General features: G+C 67.2%; 22 protein-coding genes and 1 pseudogene. 16 read left to right on the top strand and 7 right to left on the bottom strand.

All coding sequences use genetic code 11. The annotated features are described in order from the left end of the window. Window positions 1–18: 18 nt before the first annotated feature. The 5 genes from ABFO07_RS08145 to ftsB all read left to right on the top strand — a co-directional run bounded on the left by ABFO07_RS08145 (window position 19) and on the right by ftsB (window position 5,400). Window positions 19–849 (top strand): alpha/beta fold hydrolase, encoded by an 831-nt coding sequence (locus ABFO07_RS08145; RefSeq protein ID WP_059567506.1) that lies wholly within the window; start codon window positions 19–21, stop codon window positions 847–849. A 145-nt stretch (window positions 850–994) separates the two neighbouring features. Then, complete coding sequence (locus ABFO07_RS08150) at window positions 995–2,653, top strand: CTP synthase (RefSeq protein WP_059567504.1); 1,659 nt, start codon at window positions 995–997, stop codon at window positions 2,651–2,653. Further along, complete coding sequence (gene kdsA, locus ABFO07_RS08155) at window positions 2,650–3,504, top strand: 3-deoxy-8-phosphooctulonate synthase (protein WP_124491695.1); 855 nt, start codon at window positions 2,650–2,652, stop codon at window positions 3,502–3,504. Before ABFO07_RS08150 ends, kdsA begins: the two co-directional genes overlap by 4 nt. A gap of 106 nt (window positions 3,505–3,610) precedes the next feature. Further along, window positions 3,611–4,894 (top strand): phosphopyruvate hydratase, encoded by a 1,284-nt coding sequence (gene eno / locus ABFO07_RS08160; RefSeq protein ID WP_017331789.1) that lies wholly within the window; start codon window positions 3,611–3,613, stop codon window positions 4,892–4,894. A gap of 80 nt (window positions 4,895–4,974) precedes the next feature. Further along, window positions 4,975–5,400, top strand: a complete 426-nt coding sequence (ftsB, locus tag ABFO07_RS08165) for a cell division protein FtsB (protein WP_059567500.1) — start codon at window positions 4,975–4,977, stop codon at window positions 5,398–5,400. Window positions 5,401–5,496: 96 nt separating this feature from the next. On the opposite strand, the gene ABFO07_RS08170 is transcribed toward ftsB, so the two are convergent. From ABFO07_RS08170 to ABFO07_RS08180, 3 genes are all read right to left on the bottom strand, one after another. Further along, entirely contained in the window at window positions 5,497–5,844 is a 348-nt protein-coding gene (locus tag ABFO07_RS08170) for a hypothetical protein (protein ID WP_059567498.1), read from the bottom strand. Window positions 5,845–5,964: 120 nt separating this feature from the next. After that, window positions 5,965–6,915: an Hsp33 family molecular chaperone HslO gene (hslO, locus tag ABFO07_RS08175; RefSeq protein WP_059567495.1), complete on the bottom strand. Its 951-nt coding sequence runs from the start codon at window positions 6,913–6,915 to the stop codon at window positions 5,965–5,967. Between the two features lie 26 nt (window positions 6,916–6,941). Continuing rightward, entirely contained in the window at window positions 6,942–7,466 is a 525-nt protein-coding gene (locus tag ABFO07_RS08180; protein ID WP_059809692.1) for a gamma carbonic anhydrase family protein, read from the bottom strand. 139 nt (window positions 7,467–7,605) lie between these two features. On the opposite strand from ABFO07_RS08180, the gene ABFO07_RS08185 reads away from it, so the two are divergent. The 10 genes from ABFO07_RS08185 to ABFO07_RS08230 all read left to right on the top strand — a co-directional run bounded on the left by ABFO07_RS08185 (window position 7,606) and on the right by ABFO07_RS08230 (window position 16,619). Further along, the gene (locus tag ABFO07_RS08185; protein WP_347468649.1) at window positions 7,606–8,454 is read left to right on the top strand and encodes a ferritin-like domain-containing protein; all 849 of its coding nucleotides are present in this window, start codon (window positions 7,606–7,608) and stop codon (window positions 8,452–8,454) included. Window positions 8,455–8,592: 138 nt separating this feature from the next. Further along, window positions 8,593–9,483, top strand: coding sequence for an alpha/beta fold hydrolase (locus ABFO07_RS08190; protein ID WP_059809688.1), 891 nt, complete (start codon window positions 8,593–8,595; stop codon window positions 9,481–9,483). Between the two features lie 83 nt (window positions 9,484–9,566). Further along, entirely contained in the window at window positions 9,567–10,397 is an 831-nt protein-coding gene (locus ABFO07_RS08195; protein WP_059809687.1) for a 3',5'-nucleoside bisphosphate phosphatase, read from the top strand. A gap of 73 nt (window positions 10,398–10,470) precedes the next feature. After that, window positions 10,471–11,100: an L-threonylcarbamoyladenylate synthase gene (locus tag ABFO07_RS08200; RefSeq protein WP_059567488.1), complete on the top strand. Its 630-nt coding sequence runs from the start codon at window positions 10,471–10,473 to the stop codon at window positions 11,098–11,100. Between the two features lie 50 nt (window positions 11,101–11,150). After that, a complete protein-coding gene (locus ABFO07_RS08205; protein ID WP_059567486.1) occupies window positions 11,151–11,813 on the top strand; it encodes a site-2 protease family protein in 663 nt (220 codons plus the stop codon). Window positions 11,814–11,821: 8 nt separating this feature from the next. Next, window positions 11,822–13,024, top strand: coding sequence for a tryptophan--tRNA ligase (locus ABFO07_RS08210; protein ID WP_059879005.1), 1,203 nt, complete (start codon window positions 11,822–11,824; stop codon window positions 13,022–13,024). 20 nt (window positions 13,025–13,044) lie between these two features. Then, entirely contained in the window at window positions 13,045–13,632 is a 588-nt protein-coding gene (locus ABFO07_RS08215) for a class I SAM-dependent methyltransferase (protein ID WP_347468650.1), read from the top strand. A 46-nt stretch (window positions 13,633–13,678) separates the two neighbouring features. Further along, window positions 13,679–14,584 (top strand): 4-hydroxy-tetrahydrodipicolinate synthase, encoded by a 906-nt coding sequence (dapA, locus tag ABFO07_RS08220; protein WP_059567481.1) that lies wholly within the window; start codon window positions 13,679–13,681, stop codon window positions 14,582–14,584. 108 nt (window positions 14,585–14,692) lie between these two features. After that, entirely contained in the window at window positions 14,693–15,838 is a 1,146-nt protein-coding gene (bamC, locus tag ABFO07_RS08225; protein WP_059879008.1) for an outer membrane protein assembly factor BamC, read from the top strand. A gap of 4 nt (window positions 15,839–15,842) precedes the next feature. Then, the gene (locus tag ABFO07_RS08230; RefSeq protein WP_017331776.1) at window positions 15,843–16,619 is read left to right on the top strand and encodes an MBL fold metallo-hydrolase; all 777 of its coding nucleotides are present in this window, start codon (window positions 15,843–15,845) and stop codon (window positions 16,617–16,619) included. A gap of 302 nt (window positions 16,620–16,921) precedes the next feature. Here ABFO07_RS08230 and ABFO07_RS08235 read toward each other — a convergent pair. Continuing rightward, a pseudogene (locus ABFO07_RS08235) lies at window positions 16,922–17,168 on the bottom strand (hypothetical protein). 55 nt (window positions 17,169–17,223) lie between these two features. Beyond that, on the bottom strand, window positions 17,224–18,447 hold the full coding sequence (locus tag ABFO07_RS08240) for a cupin domain-containing protein (RefSeq protein ID WP_059567475.1): 1,224 nt from the start codon (window positions 18,445–18,447) through the stop codon (window positions 17,224–17,226). Between the two features lie 32 nt (window positions 18,448–18,479). On the opposite strand from ABFO07_RS08240, the gene ABFO07_RS08245 reads away from it, so the two are divergent. Further along, the gene (locus ABFO07_RS08245) at window positions 18,480–19,022 is read left to right on the top strand and encodes an FKBP-type peptidyl-prolyl cis-trans isomerase (protein ID WP_059809681.1); all 543 of its coding nucleotides are present in this window, start codon (window positions 18,480–18,482) and stop codon (window positions 19,020–19,022) included. Between the two features lie 30 nt (window positions 19,023–19,052). Here the strand turns inward: ABFO07_RS08245 and ABFO07_RS08250 are convergent, their stop codons facing one another. Both ABFO07_RS08250 and mutS read right to left on the bottom strand, forming a co-directional pair. Then, on the bottom strand, window positions 19,053–20,288 hold the full coding sequence (locus ABFO07_RS08250; RefSeq protein ID WP_347468619.1) for a hypothetical protein: 1,236 nt from the start codon (window positions 20,286–20,288) through the stop codon (window positions 19,053–19,055). Next, entirely contained in the window at window positions 20,269–22,923 is a 2,655-nt protein-coding gene (mutS, locus tag ABFO07_RS08255; RefSeq protein ID WP_347468620.1) for a DNA mismatch repair protein MutS, read from the bottom strand. Before mutS ends, ABFO07_RS08250 begins: the two co-directional genes overlap by 20 nt. Between the last annotated feature and the right edge of the window lie 128 nt (window positions 22,924–23,051).

The raw sequence follows: 23,051 nt of genomic DNA on the forward strand, positions 1-23,051 counted from the left end.
TAAAGGAGACACGGGCGCTTGAAGGACATCCTCCATTTTTCGCACGCGAACGGCTTTCCGGCGTCGACGTACCGGACGATCTTCGCCGAGCTGGCCGACGACTACGAGCTGCGCTTCATCGAGCGGATCGGTCACGACCGGCGCTACCCGGTCACCCGCGACTGGCCGCACCTCGTCGAGCAGCTGCTCGACGACATCGGCGGCCGCTACGAGCGGCCGGTGTGGCTCGTCGGCCATTCGCTCGGCGGCTACCTGTCGCTGATGGCCGCGCTGAAGAAGCCGCAATGGGTGCGCGGCGTGGTGATGCTCGATTCGCCGATCATCGCCGGCTGGCGCAGCGGTGCATTGCGCGCCAGCCAGTGGGCGGGGCTCGACGAGCGGCTGTCGCCGGCCGCGGCGACGCGCAACCGGCGCACGCACTGGGCGAGCCGCGACGAAGCGTGGCGGCACTTCCGCGAAAAGCCGGCGTTCGCGCGCTGGGACGAGCGGATGCTGGCCGACTACATCGACTACGGCATTCCGCAGGCGGACGTCGCCGGCGAGCGCACGCTCGCGTTCGACCGCCAGGTCGAATACCTGATCTACCGGACGCTGCCGCATACGCTCGGCCCGCGGCTTGCGCACGGCGTGCCGGTGCCGCTCGGCTTCCTCGCCGGCACCCGCTCGCGCGAAGTGCGCCAGGTCGGGCTCGATGCGACGCGCCGGGCGACGCGCGGGCGCATCGAATGGCTCGAGGGCAGCCACCTGTTTCCGATGGAGCGGCCGCTCGAGACGGCGCGCGCATTGCAGCGGATGCTGAACATGCTGCGCGCGGAAGAGGGGAGCGTCGCGTACGCGCAGAGCGCCTGACGCGCGCGGCCCGACAGGCCGGCCGGTTACGGCGCGCCGGACGCTTGCGGCGCGGCATATCGGGATAGGGTACGATCATCACGTCAATTGCTGAGAGAAGCGCGGGCTTTACGGTATAATCCGTTTTTCCCGCGAGCATCCAGCGATGACCAAATATGTTTTCGTCACCGGCGGCGTAGTTTCTTCCCTCGGCAAGGGTATTGCCGCCGCTTCCCTCGCCGCGATCCTCGAATCGCGCGGTCTGAAAGTCACCCTCCTCAAACTCGATCCCTACATCAACGTCGACCCCGGCACGATGAGCCCGTTTCAGCACGGCGAAGTGTTCGTGACGGAGGACGGAGCGGAGACTGACCTCGACCTCGGCCACTATGAGCGCTTCATCAGCACGAAGATGCGCAAGGCCAACAACTTCACGACCGGCCAGATCTACGAATCGGTGATCCGCAAGGAACGCCGCGGCGACTATCTCGGCAAGACCGTGCAGGTGATTCCGCACATCACGAACGAGATTCAGGCGTTCGTCGAGCGCGGCGCCGCGTCGGCCACCTGCGGTGAGCCGGACGTCGCGATCGTCGAGATCGGCGGCACGGTCGGCGACATCGAGTCGCTGCCGTTCCTCGAGGCCGCGCGCCAGATGAGCCTGCGCCTCGGCCGCAACAGCGCATGTTTCGTGCACCTCACGCTCGTGCCGTACGTCGCGACGGCCGGCGAGCTGAAGACGAAGCCGACCCAGCACAGCGTTCAGAAGCTGCGCGAGATCGGCATCCTGCCGCACGTGCTGCTGTGCCGTGCGGATCGCCCCATTCCGGACGACGAATCGAAGAAGATCTCGATGTTCTCGAACGTGCCCGAAGACGCCGTGATCTCGGTGTGGGACGCCGACAGCATCTACAAGATTCCGCAGATGCTGCACGACCAGGGCCTCGACCGGATCATCTGCGAAGAGCTGAAGCTGTCGCCGAAGGATGCCGACCTGAGCATGTGGTCGGAGCTCGTCGAGAAGCTGCAGAACCCGAAGCACGAAGTGACGATCGGCATGGTCGGCAAGTACGTCGAACTGACCGAGTCGTACAAGTCGCTGATCGAGGCGCTGCGCCATGCGTCGATCCACACGTCGACCAAGGTCAACATCGAGTACATCGACTCGGAAGAGATCGAGACGAACGGTGTCGACAGCCTGAAGCATCTCGACGCCGTGCTGGTGCCGGGCGGTTTCGGCCGTCGCGGCACGGAAGGCAAGATCGCGGCGATCCGCTATGCGCGCGAGTCCAAGGTGCCGTACCTCGGCATCTGCCTCGGCATGCAGCTCGCGGTGATCGAATTCGCGCGCGACGTCGTCGGCCTGAAGCAGGCGAACAGCACGGAATTCGATCCGGACACGCCGGAACGCGTGGTCGCGCTGATCACCGAATGGTACGACCGCGAAGGCAAGGTCGAGACGCGCACCGAGGAATCCGATCTCGGCGGCACGATGCGCCTGGGTTCGCAACGCTGCCCGATCAAGCCGGGCACGATGGCGGAAGAAATCTATGGCAAGGACGTGAACGAACGCCATCGCCACCGTTATGAAGTCAATAACCGCTTCGTGCCCCAGCTCGAAGCCGGCGGCCTTATCATCAGCGCCCGTACCCCGAGCGAGGACCTGCCGGAAATGATGGAGCTGCCGCACTCGATGCACCCGTGGTTCGTCGGCGTCCAGTTCCACCCGGAATTCACGTCCACGCCGCGTGACGGTCACCCCCTGTTCAAGTCGTTCGTCGAAGCCGCGCTCGCCAACAAGCAAGCGCGCGGAGTGCAAGCATGAAGCTGTGCGATTTCGAGGTCGGTCTCGACAAGCCTTTCTTCCTGATCGCGGGTACCTGCGTCGTCGAATCGGAGCAAATGACGATCGACACGGCGGGCCGCCTGAAGGAGATCTGCGCGAAGCTGAACGTTCCGTTCATCTACAAGTCGTCCTACGACAAGGCGAACCGCAGCTCGGGCAAGTCGTTTCGCGGCCTCGGAATGGACGAGGGGCTGCGCATCCTGTCCGAGGTGAAGCGCCAGCTCGACCTGCCGGTGCTGACCGACGTGCATTCGATCGAGGAGATCGAAACGGTCGCGTCGGTCGTCGACGTGCTGCAGACGCCCGCTTTCCTGTGCCGCCAGACGGATTTCATCCACGCGTGCGCGCGCTCGGGCAAGCCCGTCAACATCAAGAAGGGCCAGTTCCTCGCGCCGCACGACATGAAGAACGTGATCGACAAGGCGCGCGACGCGGCACGTGAAGCGGGGCTGTCGGAAGACCGCTTCATGGCGTGCGAGCGTGGCGTGTCGTTCGGCTACAACAACCTCGTGTCCGACATGCGCTCGCTCGCGATCATGCGCGAGACGGCCGCGCCCGTCGTGTTCGACGCGACCCACTCGGTGCAGCTGCCGGGCGGGCAGGGCACGAGCTCGGGCGGCCAGCGCGAATTCGTGCCGGTGCTCGCGCGCGCGGCGGTCGCCACGGGCGTCGCGGGCCTGTTCATGGAAACGCACCCGAATCCGGCCGAAGCAAAGTCGGACGGCCCGAACGCGGTGCCGGTGAACCGGATGGGCGCGCTGCTCGAGACGCTCGTCACGCTCGACCAGGCGGTGAAGCGCAATCCGTTCCTGGAAAACGATTTCAATTAAAGACCGAATGAACCTTGCGGCGGCTTCGCGCGTCAGTAGCGAAAGCGGCTTTCGCGCGAGCGCCGTCGCAGTTTGAAGAATCCATCGTCATTCTCAGAGGAAACCCATGAGTGCCATCGTAGATATCATCGGCCGCGAGATTCTGGATTCGCGCGGCAACCCCACCGTCGAATGCGACGTGTTGCTCGAATCGGGCACGATGGGCCGCGCGGCCGTGCCGTCGGGCGCATCCACCGGCTCGCGTGAAGCGATCGAACTGCGCGACGGCGAAGCCGGCCGCTACAACGGCAAGGGCGTGCTGAAGGCGGTCGAGCACATCAACACCGAAATCTCCGAAGCCATCATGGGCCTCGACGCGTCGGAACAGGCGTTCCTCGACAAGACGCTGCTCGAGCTCGACGGCACCGACAACAAGTCGCGCCTCGGCGCGAACGCGATGCTGGCCGTGTCGATGGCCGTCGCGAAGGCTGCGGCCGAGGAAGCCGGCCTGCCGCTGTACCGCTACTTCGGCGGCTCGGGCGCGATGCAGCTGCCGGTCCCGATGATGAACATCGTCAACGGCGGCGCGCACGCGAACAACAGCCTCGACATCCAGGAATTCATGATCGTCCCGGTGAGCCAGCCGACGTTCCGTGAAGCCCTGCGATGCGGCGCGGAAGTGTTCCACGCGCTGAAGAAGATCCTCAGCGACCGCGGCATGAGCACGGCGGTGGGCGACGAAGGCGGCTTCGCACCGAACTTCGGCAGCAACGACGAGTGCCTGTCGACGATCCTGCAGGCGATCGAGAAGGCCGGCTACCGTGCGGGCGAAGACGTGCTGCTCGCGCTCGACTGCGCGGCCTCCGAGTTCTACCACGACGGCAAGTACCAGCTCGCGGGCGAAGGCCTGCAGCTGTCGTCGGCCGAGTTCACCGACTACCTCGCGACGCTCGCGGACAAGTTCCCGATCGTGTCGATCGAGGACGGCATGCACGAAGGCGACTGGGCCGGCTGGAAGCTGCTGACCGAGCGTCTCGGCAAGAAGGTGCAGCTCGTCGGCGACGACCTGTTCGTCACCAACACGCGCATCCTGAAGGAAGGCATCGAGAAGGGCATCGCGAACTCGATCCTCATCAAGATCAACCAGATTGGTACGCTGACCGAAACGTTCGCGGCGATCGAGATGGCGAAGCGCGCGGGCTACACGGCCGTGATCTCGCACCGCTCGGGCGAAACGGAAGACTCGACGATCGCGGACATCGCGGTCGGCCTGAACGCCGGCCAGATCAAGACGGGTTCGCTGTCGCGCAGCGACCGCATCTCGAAGTACAACCAGCTGCTGCGCATCGAGGAAGATCTCGGTGATATCGCCAGCTACCCGGGCAAATCGGCTTTCTATAACCTGCGCTAACACGCTACTATCGCGTTAGTTGCTTCGACGCCGCTCTGCGTGATGCGTGGAGCGGCGCTTCTTATATCTGCGTCTCGTACATGCGGCTTGTCACTGTCGTCCTGATTGCCTTGCTGGCGCTCATTCAGTACCCCCTATGGTGGGGACATGGGGGCTGGTTGCGGGTGCACGAGCTGCGTCAGCAGCTGGACGGCCAGTTGCGGAAGAACGCGGACGAGAAGCTGCGCAACGAGCGGATCGCAGGCGAAGTGCAGGACCTGCAGGGCGGCACGGCAGCCATCGAGGAGCGCGCGCGCTACGAGATGGGGATGGTGAAGGACGGCGAGGTGTTCGTGCAGTTCGTATCGCCGAACGCGCAGCCCGCGCCGGTCGCCAACACGCTGTCCAACACGTCGACGCGCGGCGAAGTCTCCGCGGCACCGGTGCGTGTCGTGCCGAATCCGCAGTCGATCGCGAAGCCGTCGCGGCATCGCGGCGGCGAGAAGGGCAAGCCGGCCCACCACTGAAGACGCTGAAGCAGGTTCAGCAATGCCATTGAAAAAGCACGGTAAATGCCGTGCTTTTTTATTTCCTGACGGTCGATAATCGGGCCGATGCGGCGGCTACCACCACCAGCCCGGATAGCCATAGCTGACGCCGGTGCCCCAGCCGCGCCCCCAGCCGCCGCCGTAGTAGCTGCCGTAGAACGTGACGGGCGGCGGCGTGTAGTACGACCATGCGCGTATCGCGGCTTCCGCCGCCATCGCATCGTTCTGTTCGCGCAGCGCCTGCCTGTCGATCTCGTCGTAGCGCTTGCGTTCGGCGGGTGTCAGCGTCGGCGGCTGGCCGGCCGCGCGTTGCTCCGGCAGGCGGCTCAGGATCGTGGAGGGCGGCTGCACCGCACAGCCGGCGAGGACGAGCAGGCCGGCTGCGGCGCTCGTCGACAAGAGGGGGCGAAACAGGCGATTCATGACCTTCTCCAGCTGCGCGCCGGGTTCGGGGCGGCCCGACGCTTCGGGCCGCGAGGCGGCGCGCTCGATACGCGTGCGTCATTATGCGCCCGCGCACCGGCCGGTGCGCGGGCGCGCGGCTCAGTGACGCTGCCCGGCGGCAGGCGTCACGCCGCTCGCGAGTTCGGGCGACGCGAACAGCTGCGCGACATCGACGGGATCGAACTCGTAGCGCTGGTTGCAGAACTCGCAATGGATCTCGACGTGGCCGCGCTCGACGATCACGCCGTCGACTTCGTCCTGGCCGAGCATGCGCAGCATCGCGCCCACCTTTTCGCGCGAGCACGTGCACTGGAAGCGCGTGACGGCGGGCTCGAAGTGCTGCACGTTTTCCTGCCAGAACAGCCGGCGGAACACGACTTCCGGTTCCACTTCGAGCAGTTCCTGCGCGGACAGCGTGCCGCCGAGCGTGCACACGCGTTCCCACGTGTCGGCGTCGGTTTCCGCGGTGCGCGGCACGATGCCGCCGTCGCCGGGCAGCTTCTGCAGCAGCATGCCGACCGCGCGATCGCGATCGGCGGCGAGCCACAGGCGCGTGTCGAGCTGTTCCGAGTGATGCATGTACTGCTCGAGCACCTGCGCGATCGATTCCAGCGAGCCGTGTTCGCCGTTGAGCGGCACGATGCCCTGGTACGGCTGCTGGCCCGGCAGCTTGTCGGCCGGATCGAGCGTGATCACGCAGCGGCCGTGGCCGCTCGCGTTGACGAGATCGGCGAAGCGCGTGTCGTCGCCGATCGTCTGCGCGACGTCGCCGGAGAACTTCGCGGTCGCGCGCATCGACAGATCCGAGCTGCATTGCACGACCAGCATCTTCACCGGCCCGTCGCCGAAGATCTGCATGACGAGGGTGCCGTGAAATTTCAGGTTCGCCGACAGCAGCGCGCAGGCGGCCATCATCTCGCCGAGCACCGTGCGCACGGGCGCGGGGTAGTCGCGGCGGGTCAGCACTTCCTGCCACGTGTTGCGCAGCGAAACGATTTCGCCGCGCACGGGCGCCGCATTGAACATGAATTTCTGTAACTGGTCGCTCACTCTTGTTCCTTGAAAATCGCGCGGTGTCAGCCGATCCGCACGAGTTGCTCCTTGAAATGCGCACGCCGGTCGACGTACGTTTTCGCATTTGCGCGCAGGCGCGCGATGTCCTCGGCCGACAGCTCGCGCACCACCTTCGCCGGGGCGCCGAGGATCAGCGAATTGTCCGGAAACGTCTTGCCCTCCGTCACGATCGAGCCGGCGCCGACCAGACAGTTGCGGCCGATGACCGCGCCATTCAAGATCACCGCCTGAATTCCGATCAGCGAGTTTTCGCCGACCGTGCAGCCGTGCAGCATCGCCTGGTGCCCGATCGTCACGTTCCCGGCAATCGTCAGCGGATAGCCGGGGTCGGTGTGCAGCACCGCGCCTTCCTGCACGTTGCTGCCCGCGCCGACCGTGATCGGCTCGTTGTCGCCGCGCAGCGTCGCGCCGAACCATACGCTCGAATTTTCCTCGAGCACGACTTTGCCGATGATGGCCGCCGTATCGGCGACGAACACGCTTTCGTGGATCGTCGGGGCGGTGTCGCCCAGCTTGTAGATCGTCACGGAGTCTCCTTGGTCTCGTTCGTTGGGCGCGCCGGTAAAATGGCGCGTTTCGCGCGGCGTGCGTCGCCGCGGCACAGCTGCGTATTGTAAACCGTTGTGTCCGGCGGCTCTCGCCGCGCTTTTCACGGTGTCCCCGTTTATGAGCATGGACTTTTCCTCGTTCTCCGACGCGCCGGCCTGCGTGCGCCGCGCAGCGCTTGCCGCACTCGCCGTGCCCGAGCCGGCGGAAAAAGCCGTCCGGGTGCGCGCGCTCCGCGACGCGTTGCTGGCCGGGCAGGCGGCGATCGATCCGTCGCTCGTGCTGCCCGAGCCCGCCGGGCTGCCGGGGCGGCCGGCGCGGCCCGTGCTGGTCGAGCCGCGCCAGCTCGAGCGGCGCAGCATGCGCTCGCCGGAAGGGCGGGCGGTGCTGCTGCACGCGCTCGCGCATATCGAATTCAACGCGATCAACCTGGCCCTCGACGCGGTGTGGCGCTTTGCCGGCCAGCCGGACGCGTTTTACGCGGACTGGCTGAAGGTCGCGGCCGAGGAGGCATATCACTTTTCGCTGCTCGCCGGCCGGCTCGCCGAATTCGGTCACGCATACGGCGATTTTCCCGCGCACAACGGGCTGTGGGAGATGTGCGAGCGCACCGCGGGCGACGTGCTCGCGCGCATGGCGCTCGTGCCGCGCACGCTCGAAGCGCGTGGGCTCGACGCATCGCCGCCGATCCGCGCGCGGCTCGCGCAGGCGGGTGACCATGCAGCGGCGGCGATCCTCGACGTGATCCTGCGCGACGAAATCGGCCACGTCGCGATCGGCAACCGCTGGTTTCGCCATCTGTGCGACGAGGCCGGTCGCGATCCGGTGCCGACCTACCGGCAGCTCGCCGAGCAATACCACGCGCCGCGGCTGCGCGGGCCGTTCAATTTCGACGCGCGCCGCAGCGCGGGATTCGACACGGCCGAATTGGAAGAACTTGCCGCCCAGGACCGGGCGGGCGCGGCATGAGGCCCGGAAATCCGCTGATCGGGCCGGCCGCGCCGGCATAGAGGAGTGCCTCGACACGCGCCATGATCGTCGGCAGGGGTAACGGCGGTGCAGGCGACGCCGCTATAATCGAACGATCATTCTTTTTTGGCGGCTGCGATGAATGCCACGAGTTCTGTTTCCGATTTCGTTACGGTGCGAGGCGTCAGGCTGCACGTCCGGCGCTGGGGCCGGCCGGATGCGCCGACGCTGTTCATGTTGCACGGCTGGATGGACGTCGCGGCGTCGTTCCAGTTCGTCGTCGACGCGCTCGCGGGCGACTGGCAGGTGATCGCGCCGGACGCGCGCGGCTTCGGGCTGTCCGACTGGCCGGTTGCACAGCAGGGCGGCGGCCATTACTGGTTCCATGAATACCTCGGCGACCTCGACGCACTGGTCGACCACTATGCGCCGGCCGGCGAGGTCAATCTGGTCGGGCACAGCATGGGCGCGAACGTCGTGTGCCTGTATGCGGGCGCACGGCCGGAGCGCGTGCGGCGTGTCGTCGACCTGGAAGGCTTCGGCCTGGCGCCGGCCCGTGCCGAGCAGTCGCCGCGCCGCTTGCGCGGCTGGCTCGACGCGCTGCGCGAGCCGCCCGCCCTGAAATCCTATGCGTCGCTCGACGACGTCGCGGCCCGCCTGGTCAAGACCAATCCACGGCTCGATCCGCGCCGCGCCGCGTTCCTGGCCGGGCATTGGTCGAAGCGGGGCGACGACGGGCGCTTCCATCTGCTGGCCGATCCCGCGCACAAGATGATGGGCCCGCTGCTGTACCGTCTCGACGAGGTGATGGCGACCTGGGCGCAGGTGCGCGCGAAGGTGCTGCATGTCGAGGCGGTCAATTCGCCGACGCTCGCGCATCTGGCCGGCGACATCCCGCTGGCGGAATTCAAGGCGCGCTTCTCTGCATTCCCGGACTGGCGCGAAAAGCTCGTCGAGGATGCCGGCCACATGGTTCACCACGACCAGCCGGAGCAGATCGCCGCGCTGATCGAGGCGTTCTGCGCGTAACGCGCGCGACCGGCGCGGCGGCAGGGGAGCGGCGGCGGAATGCCGCATTGCAGTAGAATGAAGCGTGATTTCCCTTGCCAAAAATGAACGCCGATCTCCACTGTCATTCGAATGTCTCCGACGGCCTGCTGTCGCCCGTTGATGTCGCGCGCCGCGCCCACGCCGGCGGCGTGACGCTTTGGGCGCTCACCGATCACGACGAGGTCGGCGGCCAGGCGGCGGCGCGCAGCGAGGCCGAGGCGCTCGGCATGCGCTACCTGAGCGGCGTCGAAATCTCGGTGACCTGGGCATCGCGCACGGTGCACATCGTCGGCCTGAACATCGACCCCACGAACCCGGCGCTCGTCGACGGCCTGTACCGCACGCGCCACGGCCGGGCAGCCCGCGCGCGGGCGATCGCCGCGCAGCTCGAGACACTCGGCATCCCCGGTGCATACGACGGCGCGCTGAAATACGTGTCGAATCCCGACCTGATCTCGCGCACGCATTTCGCACGCTTTCTCGTCGAGAGCGGCCATGCCGCCTCGACGGCCGACGTGTTCGACCGCCTGCTCGGCGACGGCAAGCCCGGTTTCGTGCCGCACCGCTGGGCGACGCTGTCCGACGCCGTGCAATGGATTCGCGGCGCCGGCGGCGAGGCCGTGGTCGCGCATCCGGGCCGCTACCGCTACACGCCGGTCGAATTCGACGCGTTCTTCGGCGAGTTCATCGATCTCGGCGGCCGCGCGATCGAGGTCGTGACCGGCAGCCATACGCCGGACCAGTACCGCGAATATGCGGACGTCGCGCGCCGTTTCGGCTTCGAGGCGTCGTGCGGCTCGGATTTCCACGCGCCGGGCGAGGGCCGCATCGAGCTGGGCAGCCTGCCGCCGCTGCCATCCGACCTGAAACCGGTCTGGGAACGCTGGCTCTGACCCGCCGCGGCCGCTGGCCGCGCGTGCCGCAGGCGCGGCGCGCACCCGATCATTCCCTCTTCACCTTCCCCCAATGTCCCAGTTCTTCAGGATTCATCCGGATAATCCGCAGCCGCGCCTGATCAAGCAGGCGGTGGAAATCGTCAACAAGGGCGGGGTGGTCGCGATGCCGACCGATTCGAGCTACGCGCTCGCATGCCACCTCGACGACAAGGACGCGGTCGAGCGGGTGCGCCGCATCCGCGGCCTCGACGACAAGCAGCACCTGTCGCTGCTGGTGCGCGACCTGTCCGAACTCGCGAACTTCGCGATGGTGGACAACCGGCAGTACCGGCTGATCAAGTCGGTGACGCCCGGCCCGTACGTGTTCATCCTGCAGGCCACGAAGGAGGTGCCGCGGCGGCTGTCGCATCCGTCGCGCAAGACGATCGGGCTGCGGGTGCCGGAGCACGCGATCACGCTCGCGTTGCTCGAGTCGCTCGGCCAGCCGCTGCTCGGCACGACGCTGATCCTGCCGCCCGATACGGACCCGCTCAACGATCCGGACGAGATCCGCGAGCGGCTCGAGAAACAGGTCGATCTCGTGATCGACGGCGGCGCCTGCCCGCGCGAACCGTCGACGGTGATCGACCTGACGGACGCGGAGCCGCAGCTCGTGCGCGCCGGGCGCGGGCCGCTCGAGCCGTTCGGCCTGTCGGCGTGAGCCCGCGCCAATCCGTTTCCGCACGATTGCGCTTGTTACAATAACGCGATATGGACGCTTCCCTGATACAGACCATCGCCGTTTACGCGCTGCCGGTGATCTTCGCGATCACGCTGCACGAGGCCGCGCACGGCTACGCCGCCCGCCTGCTTGGCGACAACACCGCCTACATGATGGGGCGCGTGTCGTTCAACCCGATGCGCCACATCGATCCGATCGGCACGATCGCGATTCCGCTCGCGATGTATTTCCTGACCGGCGGCGCATTCCTGTTCGGCTATGCGAAGCCGGTGCCGGTCGCGTTCAGCAACCTGCGCAACCCGCGCTGGGGCAGCCTGTGGGTGTCGCTCGCGGGCCCCGGCTGCAACTTCGTGCAGGCGCTGCTGTGGGGCGTGCTGAGCGTCGTGCTCGCCGCCGCGAGCGTGGACGAGCCGTTCTTCACGCGCATGGCGCTCGCCGGCGTCAGCGTGAACCTCGTGCTCGGCGTGCTGAACCTGTTCCCGTTGCCGCCGCTCGATGGCGGCCGCATCCTGGCGGCGCTGCTGCCGCCGAAGCAATCGATCGCGCTGTCGCGCATCGAGCCGTACGGCTTCATCATCGTCCTCTTGCTGGTCACGACGGGCGTGCTGACGAAATTCTGGCTGCGTCCGCTCGTCAACGTGGGCTACGACGTCGTGTCCGCCATCCTGACTCCTTTCGCCTCGCTTTTCTAACGACAACCATGTTCCCAGATCGTATTTTCTCCGGCATGCGGCCCACCGGATCCCTGCACCTCGGCCACTACCACGGCGTGCTGAAAAACTGGGTGAAGCTGCAGTCCGAGTACCCGTGCTTCTTCTGCGTCGTCGACTGGCATGCGCTCACGACGCACTACGAGACGCCCGAGGTCATCGAGAAGAACGTGTGGGACGTGCTGATCGACTGGCTCGCCTCGGGCATCGATCCGGCGCAGGCGACGCTGTTCATCCAGAGCAAGGTGCCCGAGCATGCGGAACTCGCGCTGCTGCTCGGCATGAGCACGCCGCTCGGCTGGCTCGAGCGCGTGCCGACCTACAAGGAGCAGATCGAGAAGCTGAAGGACAAGGACCTGTCGACCTACGGCTTCCTCGGCTATCCGGTGCTGATGGCGGCGGACATCCTGCTGTACCGCGGCTCGCTCGTGCCGGTCGGCGAGGATCAGGTGCCGCACGTCGAGATGACGCGCGAGATCGCGCGCCGCTTCAACTACCTGTACGGCCGTGAGCCCGGGTTCGAGGAGAAGGCGCTCGAAGCCGCGAAAAAGCTGGGCGGCAAGCGCGCGAAGCTGTACCGCGAGCTGCGCAACGCGTACCAGCAGGAAGGCGACGACGAGGCGCTCGAGCAGGCGCGCGCGATGCTGCAGGAGTCGCAGAGCCTGTCGATGAGCGACCGCGAGCGCCTGTTCGGCTATCTCGAAGGCGCGCGCAAGATCATCCTGGTCGAGCCGCAGGCGCTGCTGACGGAAGCGTCGCGCATGCCGGGCCTCGACGGCCAGAAGATGTCGAAGTCGTACGGCAATACGATCGGCCTGCGCGAGGATGCGGAGACGATCACGAAGAAGGTCCGCACGATGCCGACCGACCCGGCGCGCGTGCGCCGCACCGATCCGGGCGATCCGGACAAGTGCCCGGTGTGGCAGCTGCACCAGGTCTACACGGACGAAGCGACGCACGAGTGGGTGCAGAAGGGCTGCCGTTCGGCGGGCATCGGCTGCCTCGATTGCAAGCAGCCGGTGGTCGAAGGGATCCTGCGCGAGCAGCAGCCGATGCTCGAGCGCGCGCAGAAGTACATGGACGACCCGTCGCTGCTGCGCGCGATCGTCGCCGACGGCTGCGACAAGGCACGCAAGTACGCGACCGAGACGATGCGCGACGTGCGCGACGCGATGGGCCTGTCGTACACGTGAGCAGCACGCATGAACCCGTGATGCCGGCCGCCGGCGCGCACGTCGGGCTCGCCGAGCCGTCGCGCTGGGTCGCCGGCTGGGCCCGGCTCGTCCCGGCCGGCGGCGCGGTGCTGGACGTCGCCGCGGGCGGCGGGCGGCATGCGCGCTGGTTCGCATCGCGCGGGCATCCGGTCGTCGCGCTCGAACGCGATTCGGCCGCGCTTGCCGCGTTGCGTACGATTCCCGGCGTGGACGCGCGCGACGCCGATCTCGAGGGTGCGCCCTGGCCGTTGCCGGCCGGCGCGCAGTTCGCGGCCGTGGTCGTCACGAATTACCTGCATCGTCCGCTCTGGCCCCATCTGCTCGACGCGCTGGCGCCGGGCGGGGTGCTGATCTACGAAACCTTCGCGCAAGGAAACGAAACGGTCGGCAAGCCGTCCAATCCCGCGTTCCTGCTCGCGCCGGGCGAACTGCTGGAAGCGGTGCGCGGGCGGCTGCGGGTGGTGGCGTACGAAGACGGTTTCATCGCCGCGCCGCGCGCGGCATTCATCCAGCGCATCTGCGCAGTGCGCGACGCGGCGGCTCCGGGGTCGGAGGCGGGTATTCCGCGTTTCGAACTGCCCGGCTAATCCGCTACAATCTCAACGTTTACCGGTTCTAAATCAATCGCGTTTCATGGCTAACGGCACTCAAGACGGCATTCAAATCCGCGGCAGCATCCCCGCGATCGTCACCCCGATGCTCGAAGACGGCAGTCTCGACCTGCCGGCGTTTCGCAAACTGATCGACTGGCACATCGACGAAGGCACCGATGCGCTGGTCGTGGTCGGCACGAGCGGCGAATCGGCGACGCTCAACGTCGAGGAACACATCCTGATGATCCGCACCGCGGTCGAGCATGCGGCGAAACGCATTCCGATCATCGCGGGCGCCGGCGGCAATTCGACCGCCGAGGCGATCGAGCTGACGAAGCACGCGAAGGCGGTTGGCGCGGATGCGACGCTGCAGGTCGTGCCGTACTACAACAAGCCGACGCAGGAAGGCATGTATCGCCATTTCAAGGCGATCGCCGAGGCGATCGACCTGCCGGTGATCCTGTACAACGTGCCGGGCCGCACGGTGGCGGACATGTCGAACGAGACGATGCTGCGCCTCGCGCAGGTGCCGGGCATCGTCGGCGTGAAGGAAGCGACCGGCAACATCGATCGCGCCGCGCAGCTGATCAAGGCCGCGCCGAAGCACTTCGCGATCTACAGCGGCGACGATCCGACCGCGATCGCGCTGATGCTGCTGGGCGGCCACGGCAACATCTCGGTGACCGCGAACGTCGCGCCGCGTGCGATGAGCGCGCTGTGCCGCGCGGCGCTGGCGGGCGACGTGAAGACGGCGCGCGAGCTGCACATGCAGCTGCTGTCGCTGCACAAGAACCTGTTCATCGAGGCGAATCCGATCCCGGTGAAGTGGGCGCTGCAGGCGATGGGCAAGATGCAGGGCGGTATCCGCCTGCCGCTCACGCCGCTCGACGAACGTTGCCACGACGCGGTGCGCTCGGCGCTCGTCGAGGGCGGCGTCCTCGCGTGAGATGCGGCGGCCGCGCACCGGCCGCCGATTCCAACCCCGATCAACCCGCACCGGCCGGCTCCGTCCGGCGCCGCTCCTGACGAGCGTTCTAGCAAGACGAAGGATTTCATGAAACGTTTCGCCTTTTCCTCTCGCGCCATCCAGGTTTCGGTGGTGGCGCTTGCGCTGGGCGCGCTCGCCGGCTGCGATACGCTGAACGACTATCTGGCCCCCGACAAGGTCAACTACAAGAACACCGGCTCGGCGCCGCCGCTCGCGGTGCCGAGCGACCTGAACCCGGTGCCGACGGGCCAGCAGTTCGTCGCGCCGCCGGTCAATGCGGGCCTCGGCTCGCTGCCGCCGCGCGTGACGACGGCCGCCGGCACCGCGACGGACGGCGTGCCGACCGCGCAGGATCCGCTCGGCATGCACATCGAGCGCGACGGCGATCGCCGCTGGCTCGTCGTCGACGGCCGCACGCCGGAGCAGCTGTGGCCGCTCCTGAAGGACTTCTGGCAGGACAACGGCTTCTCGCTGAAGACCGACGCGCCGTCCACCGGCATCATGGTCACCGACTGGGCGGAGAACCGCGCGAGCATCCCTGACGACTGGTTCCGCCGCACGATCGGCAAGGTCGTCGACTTCGTGTACTCGTCCGGCACCCGCGATCGCTTCCGCACGCTCGTGAACCGCACCGCGGACGGCAATACCGACATCTCGATCACGCACAGCGCGATGGAGGAGATGATGGTCGGCCCGCAGGGCGGCACGTCGTCGCGCTGGGAGGAGCGTCCGCGCAACCCGGTGCTGGAGGCGGTGTTCCTGACCAAGCTGATGCAGAAATTCGGCCTGACCGAAGCGCAGGCGAAGCAGATGCTGACCGACGCGAAGCCGGCGACGGCGCCCGCGCAGGTTCTCGACTCGAGCGCCGGCGCGGCGACGCTGCAACTGGCCGAATCGTTCGATCGCGCGTGGCTGCGCGTCGGCCTCGCGCTCGACCGCACCAACTTCACGGTCGACAGCCGCGACCGCGAGAAGGGCGTGTATCGCGTGCGCTACGCGAATTCGATGGAAGAGCTCAAGCGCGACGGCCTGTTCGGCAAGCTGTTCTACGGCGGCCCGTCGGCTGCGAAGCCGGGCAAGGAATACGTCGTCAACGTGCGTGCGCAGGGCAACGGCGGCACGCAGGTCGCGGTCGTCGACGCGAACGGGCAGGTCGACAACTCGTCGGATGCCAAGCGGATCATCTCGCTGCTCCACGCGCAGCTGAACTAAGCGCGTGCGATTCGCCAGCCTCGGAAGCGGCAGCGAAGGCAATGCACTGGTGGTCGAAGCCGCGAGCGGCACGACCACCACCCGCGTGCTGCTCGACTGCGGCTTTTCGGCCAAGGAGGTCGAGCGCCGGCTCGGCCGCCTGAATCTCGGCATCGACGATCTCGATGCGATCCTCATCACCCACGAACACAGCGACCATGTCGGCAGCGCGCTGACGCTTGCCCGGCGCGCGTCGCTGCCGCTCTACATGAGCTGGGGCACCGCGCGCGCGGTCGGCGCGGACGAAGCGGACGTCGACCTGCATGTGCTGTGGGGCGACGAGACGGCCCAGATACGCGATCTGGCCGTGCAGCCCTATACGGTGCCGCACGACGCCCGGGAACCGCTCCAGTTCGTGTTCATGGATGGCTGCAGCCGCCTCGGCGTGCTGACCGACGTGGGCACCTCCACGCCGCACATTACGGCCGTCCTGAGCGGCTGTGACGCGCTGGTGCTCGAATCCAACCACGATACCGCGATGCTGGCCGCGAGCCGCTATCCGAAGTCGTTGAAAGCGCGGATCGGCGGCAGTCATGGCCACCTGAGCAACGATGCGGCGGCGGGGATCCTTGCGTCGCTCGAGCGCAGCCGCCTGCGCCATCTCGTCGCGGCCCACCTGAGCCAGCAGAACAACCTGCCGGAACTGGCCCGCCAGGCGTTCGGAAGCGTGCTGGGCACCGACGGGCGCGACGTGGTCGTCGCTTCGCAGGAAGCGGGCTTCGACTGGCTCGGGCTGGGGTAGGCGGGGCTGACGCTTGCGCGGCGGCCTGTATCGGGCGCTTACCGCACAAAACCTGCAGACGTAAAAAAACCGGCCCGAGGGCCGGTTTTTTTTCAGCTGATGCTGAGGCTTACTGGCTTGCGCCCGAAGCCGGAGCAGCCGTCGCTGCCGAAGCAGCCGACGCCACTGCAGCAGCAGCGTCGCTCGCAGCAGCCGTAGCCGACGAAGCAGCAGCCGTCGCTTCGCTCGCAGCACCAGCAACTGCCGAAGCAGCCGACGAAGCGGCAGCAGCAGCGTCGCTAGCAGCCGACGAAGCAGCTTGGTCAGCGCTCTTGTTGCAAGCAGCCAGTGCAACAGCAGCCAACAGGGAAGCTACGAGGAGGGATTTCTTCATGATCACGTCCTTTTATGGTTAAAGGGTAAGCAACAGCGCGAAACAATACCGGTAATGTGCTCCAACACCGACCTGGGCCGCTGGTGGAGACGCACTTCTAGAGCGTGAATCTTCCCTACGGCTTGGGCGGAAATTATATGCACTTTCCTATCGACCGTCGACAAATGCGGGGTCAATACGTTGTCTTTCCCATACAAATTTTGATTTGCATGGGCTACGGGTCAACTCACACTAATCCCGGTTTCCGACCCGTATCCAGCCCGCACAATACCACTCGTGCAGTAATGCTGTCATGGAGGGATCCCGGGATAGTGTTACAAACCGTTTCGCCTCCATACGGCGCTGATCGGCCAGTTCGGGCAGCCATTTGGCGGACCGATCGAGCGGCCATTCCTCGCCGTTGATGAAGTACGAGCGCGCGTTATACAACAATGCGGCGCGTCTGTCGAGACATACGCCGCGCCGTGTTGCCTGCGCGATGAACGCCGCCTCGGAAAGCGCGCGTGCGGGCGGGTCGAAAACGACGTTCGATTTGGGTTCGCTCAGGTAGCAGCCGAGGAATTCCGCGACGTCCTGCTCGCGCCACCGGATGCCGTTGACGATCGCGGCGACCCGTTCGACCATCGCGGGCGGCAGTTGCGCCGGCGTATCGACCGCGGGCTGCTTCGGGTCGCGGTAGAGGTCGTCGCTGCGCGCGCCGTTGCGCAGGCCGCCGCGCTCCGCGAGGTAGTAGAGGAACTGCGCGCCCAATTCGCCGGCGGACGGGGCGCGGAAGCCGACGGAGCAGGTCATGCATTCGCCTTCGGCCACGCCGTCGTGCGCGATGTGCGGCGGCAGGTAGAGCATGTCGCCCGGCTCGAGCACCCATTCTTCGCTCGGTTCGAAATGCTCGAGGATCTTCAGCGGCACGCCCGGCTGCAGCGACAGATCCTTCTGCGCGCCGATGCGCCAGCGGCGCTTGCCCTCGACCTGCAGCAGGAACACGTCGTACGAGTCGAAGTGCGGGCCGACGCCGCCGCCGTCCGTCGCGTACGAGATCATCAGGTCGTCGAGGCGCGCATCCGGGATGAAGCGGAAGCGTTCGAGCAGCGTGCGCGCCGCGTCGACATGCAGGTCGAGGCCCTGGATCATCAGCGTCCAGGCCTTGCGGGTGACGGGCGGCAGCGCGTCGGCGTCGAACGGGCCATGAGCCAGTTGCCACTTGTTACGAAAATGCGTGATCAGCCGTGCTTCGGCGTCGTAGTCGCCGGCCAGCTCGAACAGTGCGTCGCGCGACAGCGGGGGCTTCACGCCGGGGATCGCCTGGCGGACCAGCAGCGGCTTTTTCTGCCAGTAGCGGCGCATGAACTGCGCCGGGGTGAGGCCGCCGAGCAGCGGCGTGGGAAGATCGGTGGGCGGCGCGCCGATTGAGGCGGCGGCGCCGTCCCGCGGTTCGGCTTGAGACCGGTTGCGCATCGTATAATGGGACTTGTATTTGGGAGAATTGGATGAAAATCGCAAAAAACACCGTCGTGTCGGTCGCTTACAAGCTGTCGGATGCGCAAGGCAATCTGATCGAGGAAAGCGACGAGCCGATGGTCTATCTGCACGGCGGCTATGATGGCACGTTCCCCAAGATCGAGGAACAGCTCGATGGCCAGGAACCGGGATACCAGGCGCAGATCCAGCTGGAACCGCAGGATGCGTTCGGCGATTACGACCCGGAGCTCGTGAAGATCGAGCCGCGCGATCGTTTTCCCGAGCCGCTGGAAGTGGGCATGCAGTTCGAAGGCACGCCGGAAGACGGCGACGAAGAGGTCGATTCGCTGATCTACACGGTGACGGACATCGCCGAGGACAAGGTCGTGCTCGACGGCAACCATCCGCTCGCCGGCATGGCGCTGCGTTTCTCGCTGACCGTGAAGGACGTGCGCGTTGCTACCGAAGACGAAATCGAGCATGAGCACGCGCACGGCGCGGACGGGCTGGAAATCGTCGACGAGGATGAGGACGACGAGGACGGCGAACCGTCAGGGCGCACGCTGCACTGAGCGGGCGGGCGCGCCTTGCGTCGGGGCCGGCTAGGGGGCCGGCGCAGGGCCTGAAGCGCCCGGAGCACCATACGGCGCCGTGCTGTCGCCCGGCAGCGGCGGCGCCGACGAGGCATCCGGCAGCGCCGGCAATGCCGGGATTTCCGGCATCTGCGGCAGCGGCACGTCGTCGTGCGGTGAGGCCGGCAGGGCCGGCGGCACCGGCAGGTTTTTCGGCACGTCCTGCACGCTGACGTTGAAATGCGTTTGCCGTGCGGGCGACACGCCGACCCTTACCCACTGACTCGCCGGCTGGCGCGGCCCGATCGCGACGCGCGTCACGTTGCCGACGAGTTCTCCGCCATCGGCACGCAGTGGCCGGTCGATCACGAAACCGTTCGCAAGCGGCGTGCTGCTCGCATGCATCACGAGTATCGGGCCGCGAAAGGTTGCCGCTGCCTTCACCAGCGTGCGTTTCAATTCACGAAAGCCATCGCGTGTGCGCGGGCGGTTGAACCGCAGCCACGCGAAGCGCTCCGCGCGTTCATAGCGATCGAATTGCGGGTCGCCTTCGAATATCAGCACCAGCGAGCGCGCATCGCGCCGCTTCGCGTATTCGGCCGCATGGTCGATCCAGAAGCCGTTCGCGATGATCCGGTCCTCGAACTCGCCGTTGCGGCCGCCCGCCGTTGAAAAGTGATTGTTCGGCGCGGGTGCGTTGAGCGCGACGTACACGATGTCGTCGCGCACCCAGCGCGCGTTCTCGCGATACGGCCGGAAGCGCGCGACTTCGCTCTCGCGCGTGATCTGCAGTGCGCCCGGGTCGGGCAGCGCTGCGTCGGCGAGCAGGGTCTGGCGCAGGTAATCGAGCCGCTCGACCGGATCGTAGCCGCCGCCCGCCGTGGTGTTGCACGTGACCCAGTCGTCATGGCCGGGAATGAACACGAGCGGCACGCGCGCCGAGTCGAGCAGGGCGCCGCGCTGCATGTATACAGCGTCTCGACAGGCTTCTTTCGCCCCCTTCAGGTTGCCGGCGTACACGACGAACGCAAGGTTGCGCTCACGCGCCATCGCCTCGAACATTCGCTGGGCGGCCGGCTCGTCCGCGGACGAGCCCAGCACGCCGGAGACGACGGCGAACGAATAGGGCGCCGGCGCACTGACCCGCTTCGCGGGTGCCGCGTGGGCGAGCGCGGGCGGCACCAGCGCCAGCGCCGCCGCCGCGAGCGCGGCCGCGATGCGCGTGCGCAGGCCGGACGCGGTGCGCTTACGCAAGCCCGTCGACATCGTGCGACTGCGCGAGGGCGCGCAGTTCGTACAGCAGGTCGAGCGCTTCACGCGGTTTCAGGTCGTCGGGGTCGATGTCGCGCAGTTTTTCGAGCGCCGGGTGCGGGGCGGCCGGTTGCGCCGGCGCCTCCGCGCATTCGAGTGTGTCGGCTGCCGGCTGCATGCTGAACAGGTCCAGCTGCGGGGTGTGCTGCGCGGCGGACTGCTGCTCCAGATAGGCAAGATGCTTGCGCGCCGCGCGGATCACCGGCGCCGGAACGCCCGCGAGCTGGGCAACCTGCAGGCCGTAGCTCTGGTTCGCGGGGCCTTCGTCGACCGCATGCAGGAACACGATGCCGTGGCCGTGCTCGACCGCCGACAGATGCACGTTGGCCGCATGCGGGAACTCGGCAGGCAGTTGCGTCAGTTCGAAGTAGTGCGTCGCGAACAGCGTATAGCAGCCGTTGTGCGCAAGCAGGTGCCGCGCGATCGCCCAGGCGAGCGCGAGGCCGTCGAACGTCGACGTGCCGCGGCCGATTTCGTCCATCAGCACGAGGCTCTGCGGCGTCGCGTCGTTGAGGATCGCCGCCGCCTCGGTCATCTCGACCATGAACGTCGAGCGGCCGCCGGCGAGGTCGTCCGCCGCGCCGATGCGGGTGAAGATCCGGTCGATCGGGCCGAAGCAGGCCGCCTTGGCCGGCACATAGCTGCCGACGTAGGCCATCAGCGCGATCAGCGCGGTCTGCCGCATGAACGTCGACTTACCGCCCATGTTCGGGCCGGTGATCAGCAGCAGCTTGCGCTCGGCGCCGAGCTTGCAGTCGTTCGCGATGAACTGCTCGACCTGCGCCTCGACGACCGGATGCCGGCCTTGCTCGATCTCGATGCCGATCTCGTCGGTGAACGTCGGCGCGACCCAGTCGAGCGCGCGCGCACGCTCGGCGAACGCGGCGAGCAGGTCGAGCTCCGCGAGCGCGGACGCGACGCGCTGGCATTCGGGGATGAACGGCAGCAGCGCCTGCAGCACCGCGTCGTACAGCGCGCGCTCGCGTGCCAGCGCACGTTCCTGCGCGGACAGCGCCTTGTCCTCGAAGGTCTTCAGCTCGGGCGTGATGTAGCGCTCGGCGTTCTTCAGCGTCTGGCGGCGGCGGTAGTCGTCCGGCACCTTGTCCGTCTGCCCGCGCGTGACCTCGATGTAGAAGCCGTGCACCTTGTTGTATTCGACGCGCAGGTTTGCGATGCCGGTGCGGGCGCGCTCGCGCGCCTCGAGGTCGATCAGGAACTGCCCGCAGTTTTCCGAGATGTCACGCAGCTCGTCGAGCTCCGCGTCGTAGCCGCGCGCGATTACGCCGCCGTCGCGCACCATCGCGGCCGGCTCGGTGGCGATCGCGCTCGTCAGCAGGTCCAGGCATTCGGCCGGCGGCACGAGCGCCGCGTCGAGGCGCGCGAGCGAATCCGCATTTCCGACGATCGGCCCGATGCGCTCGCGCAGCGCCGGCAGCGCGGCGAACGTGTCGCGCAGGCTCGACAGGTCGCGTGGACGCGCGGACAGCAGCGCGAGGCGCCCGGTGATCCGCTCGACGTCGGCGATCTGGCGCAGGGCGCTGCGCAGCGCGTCGAGGCTTGCGTCCGCGGGGGCGTCGAGCAGCGCGCCGATCGCCTGCTGGCGCGACTGCGCGGCGACGGATGCGCGCGGCGGATGGTGCAGCCAATGGCGCAGCAGCCGGCTGCCCATCGTCGTGCAGCAGGTATCGAGCAGCGAATAGAGCGTCGGCGATTCGGTGCCGCGCAGCGTCTCGGTCAGTTCGAGGTTGCGGCGCGTGGACGGATCGAGCCCGATGTACTCGGTTTCGTTCTCGACCTTCAGGCTGCGCACGTGCCGCAGCTGCTGGCCCTGGGTGGCCGCCGCATACAGCAGCAGCGCGCCCGCGGCGCCGCAGGCGCTCGTCAGCGAGTGTGCGCCGAAGCCGTCGAGGCTCGCGACGTCGAGCTGGTCGCACAGGCGCTGCGTGCCGGACGCGATGTCGAAATGCCATGCCGGCACGCGCCTGAGCGCGCCGGCGGCGGCCGGAATCGCGTCGGTCTGCCCGTCGGCGGTCAGGATTTCGGCGGGGCGGATGCGTTCCAGTGCGGCGCCGAGCTGGTCGGGCTCGATCTCGGCGAGGCGCAGCGCGCCGCTCGCGAGGTTGAGCCATGCGAGGCCGACATTGGTCGTCACGCCACGCTTGTTGTGGCCGACGCACAATGCGAGCAGGTAGACGTCGTTCTTGTCGGACAGCAGCGCGGCGTCGGTCAGCGTGCCCGGCGTGACGACGCGCACGACCTTGCGCTCGACCGGGCCCTTCGACGTGGCCGGGTCGCCGATCTGCTCGCAGAGCGCGACCGATTCGCCCATCTTCACGAGCTTTGCGAGGTATTGCTCGACCGCGTGGTGCGGCACCCCGGCCATCCTGATCGGATTGCCGGCGGACGCGCCGCGCTGCGTGAGGGTCAGGTCGAGCAGGCGTGCGGCCTTTTCCGCATCCTCGAAGAACAGCTCGTAGAAGTCGCCCATCCGGTAGAAGACAAGCGTGTCGGGGTGGTCGGCCTTGATGCGCAGGTACTGCTGCATCATCGGCGTATGGCCGGCGAGGGCATCGGTCGGCATGGTGCTCATAGGTCTGGCGTGAAGTTTCTTTGGTGCCCGAGTTTACCAGTGGGCTCGACTTGCCTGCGCGATATTCGCCTTTTGGCCGGTGGGTGGGGTGTCGGCTGCGAGAAAGTATCGGATTGTCGATGCCGAGC

This window comes from Burkholderia stagnalis (assembly GCF_039848545.1).
Taxonomy (GTDB): domain Bacteria; phylum Pseudomonadota; class Gammaproteobacteria; order Burkholderiales; family Burkholderiaceae; genus Burkholderia; species Burkholderia stagnalis.

Excerpts from the sequence above, each read along its gene's own strand:
- ABFO07_RS08150 (WP_059567504.1), top strand. The coding sequence starts at position 995 with ATGACCAAATATGTTTTCGTCACCGGCGGCGTAGTTTCTTCCCTCGGC.
- ABFO07_RS08210 (WP_059879005.1), top strand. The coding sequence starts at position 11,822 with ATGTTCCCAGATCGTATTTTCTCCGGCATGCGGCCCACCGGATCCCTG.
- ABFO07_RS08240 (WP_059567475.1), bottom strand. The coding sequence starts at position 18,447 with ATGCGCAACCGGTCTCAAGCCGAACCGCGGGACGGCGCCGCCGCCTCA.
- ABFO07_RS08245 (WP_059809681.1), top strand. The coding sequence starts at position 18,480 with ATGAAAATCGCAAAAAACACCGTCGTGTCGGTCGCTTACAAGCTGTCG.
- dapA (WP_059567481.1), top strand. The coding sequence starts at position 13,679 with ATGGCTAACGGCACTCAAGACGGCATTCAAATCCGCGGCAGCATCCCC.
- ABFO07_RS08195 (WP_059809687.1), top strand. The coding sequence starts at position 9,567 with ATGAACGCCGATCTCCACTGTCATTCGAATGTCTCCGACGGCCTGCTG.
- ABFO07_RS08200 (WP_059567488.1), top strand. The coding sequence starts at position 10,471 with ATGTCCCAGTTCTTCAGGATTCATCCGGATAATCCGCAGCCGCGCCTG.
- ftsB (WP_059567500.1), top strand. The coding sequence starts at position 4,975 with ATGCGGCTTGTCACTGTCGTCCTGATTGCCTTGCTGGCGCTCATTCAG.
- ABFO07_RS08170 (WP_059567498.1), bottom strand. The coding sequence starts at position 5,844 with ATGAATCGCCTGTTTCGCCCCCTCTTGTCGACGAGCGCCGCAGCCGGC.
- ABFO07_RS08205 (WP_059567486.1), top strand. The coding sequence starts at position 11,151 with ATGGACGCTTCCCTGATACAGACCATCGCCGTTTACGCGCTGCCGGTG.
- mutS (WP_347468620.1), bottom strand. The coding sequence starts at position 22,923 with ATGAGCACCATGCCGACCGATGCCCTCGCCGGCCATACGCCGATGATG.
- ABFO07_RS08250 (WP_347468619.1), bottom strand. The coding sequence starts at position 20,288 with ATGTCGACGGGCTTGCGTAAGCGCACCGCGTCCGGCCTGCGCACGCGC.
- kdsA (WP_124491695.1), top strand. The coding sequence starts at position 2,650 with ATGAAGCTGTGCGATTTCGAGGTCGGTCTCGACAAGCCTTTCTTCCTG.
- eno (WP_017331789.1), top strand. The coding sequence starts at position 3,611 with ATGAGTGCCATCGTAGATATCATCGGCCGCGAGATTCTGGATTCGCGC.
- bamC (WP_059879008.1), top strand. The coding sequence starts at position 14,693 with ATGAAACGTTTCGCCTTTTCCTCTCGCGCCATCCAGGTTTCGGTGGTG.
- ABFO07_RS08185 (WP_347468649.1), top strand. The coding sequence starts at position 7,606 with ATGAGCATGGACTTTTCCTCGTTCTCCGACGCGCCGGCCTGCGTGCGC.
- ABFO07_RS08190 (WP_059809688.1), top strand. The coding sequence starts at position 8,593 with ATGAATGCCACGAGTTCTGTTTCCGATTTCGTTACGGTGCGAGGCGTC.
- ABFO07_RS08215 (WP_347468650.1), top strand. The coding sequence starts at position 13,045 with ATGCCGGCCGCCGGCGCGCACGTCGGGCTCGCCGAGCCGTCGCGCTGG.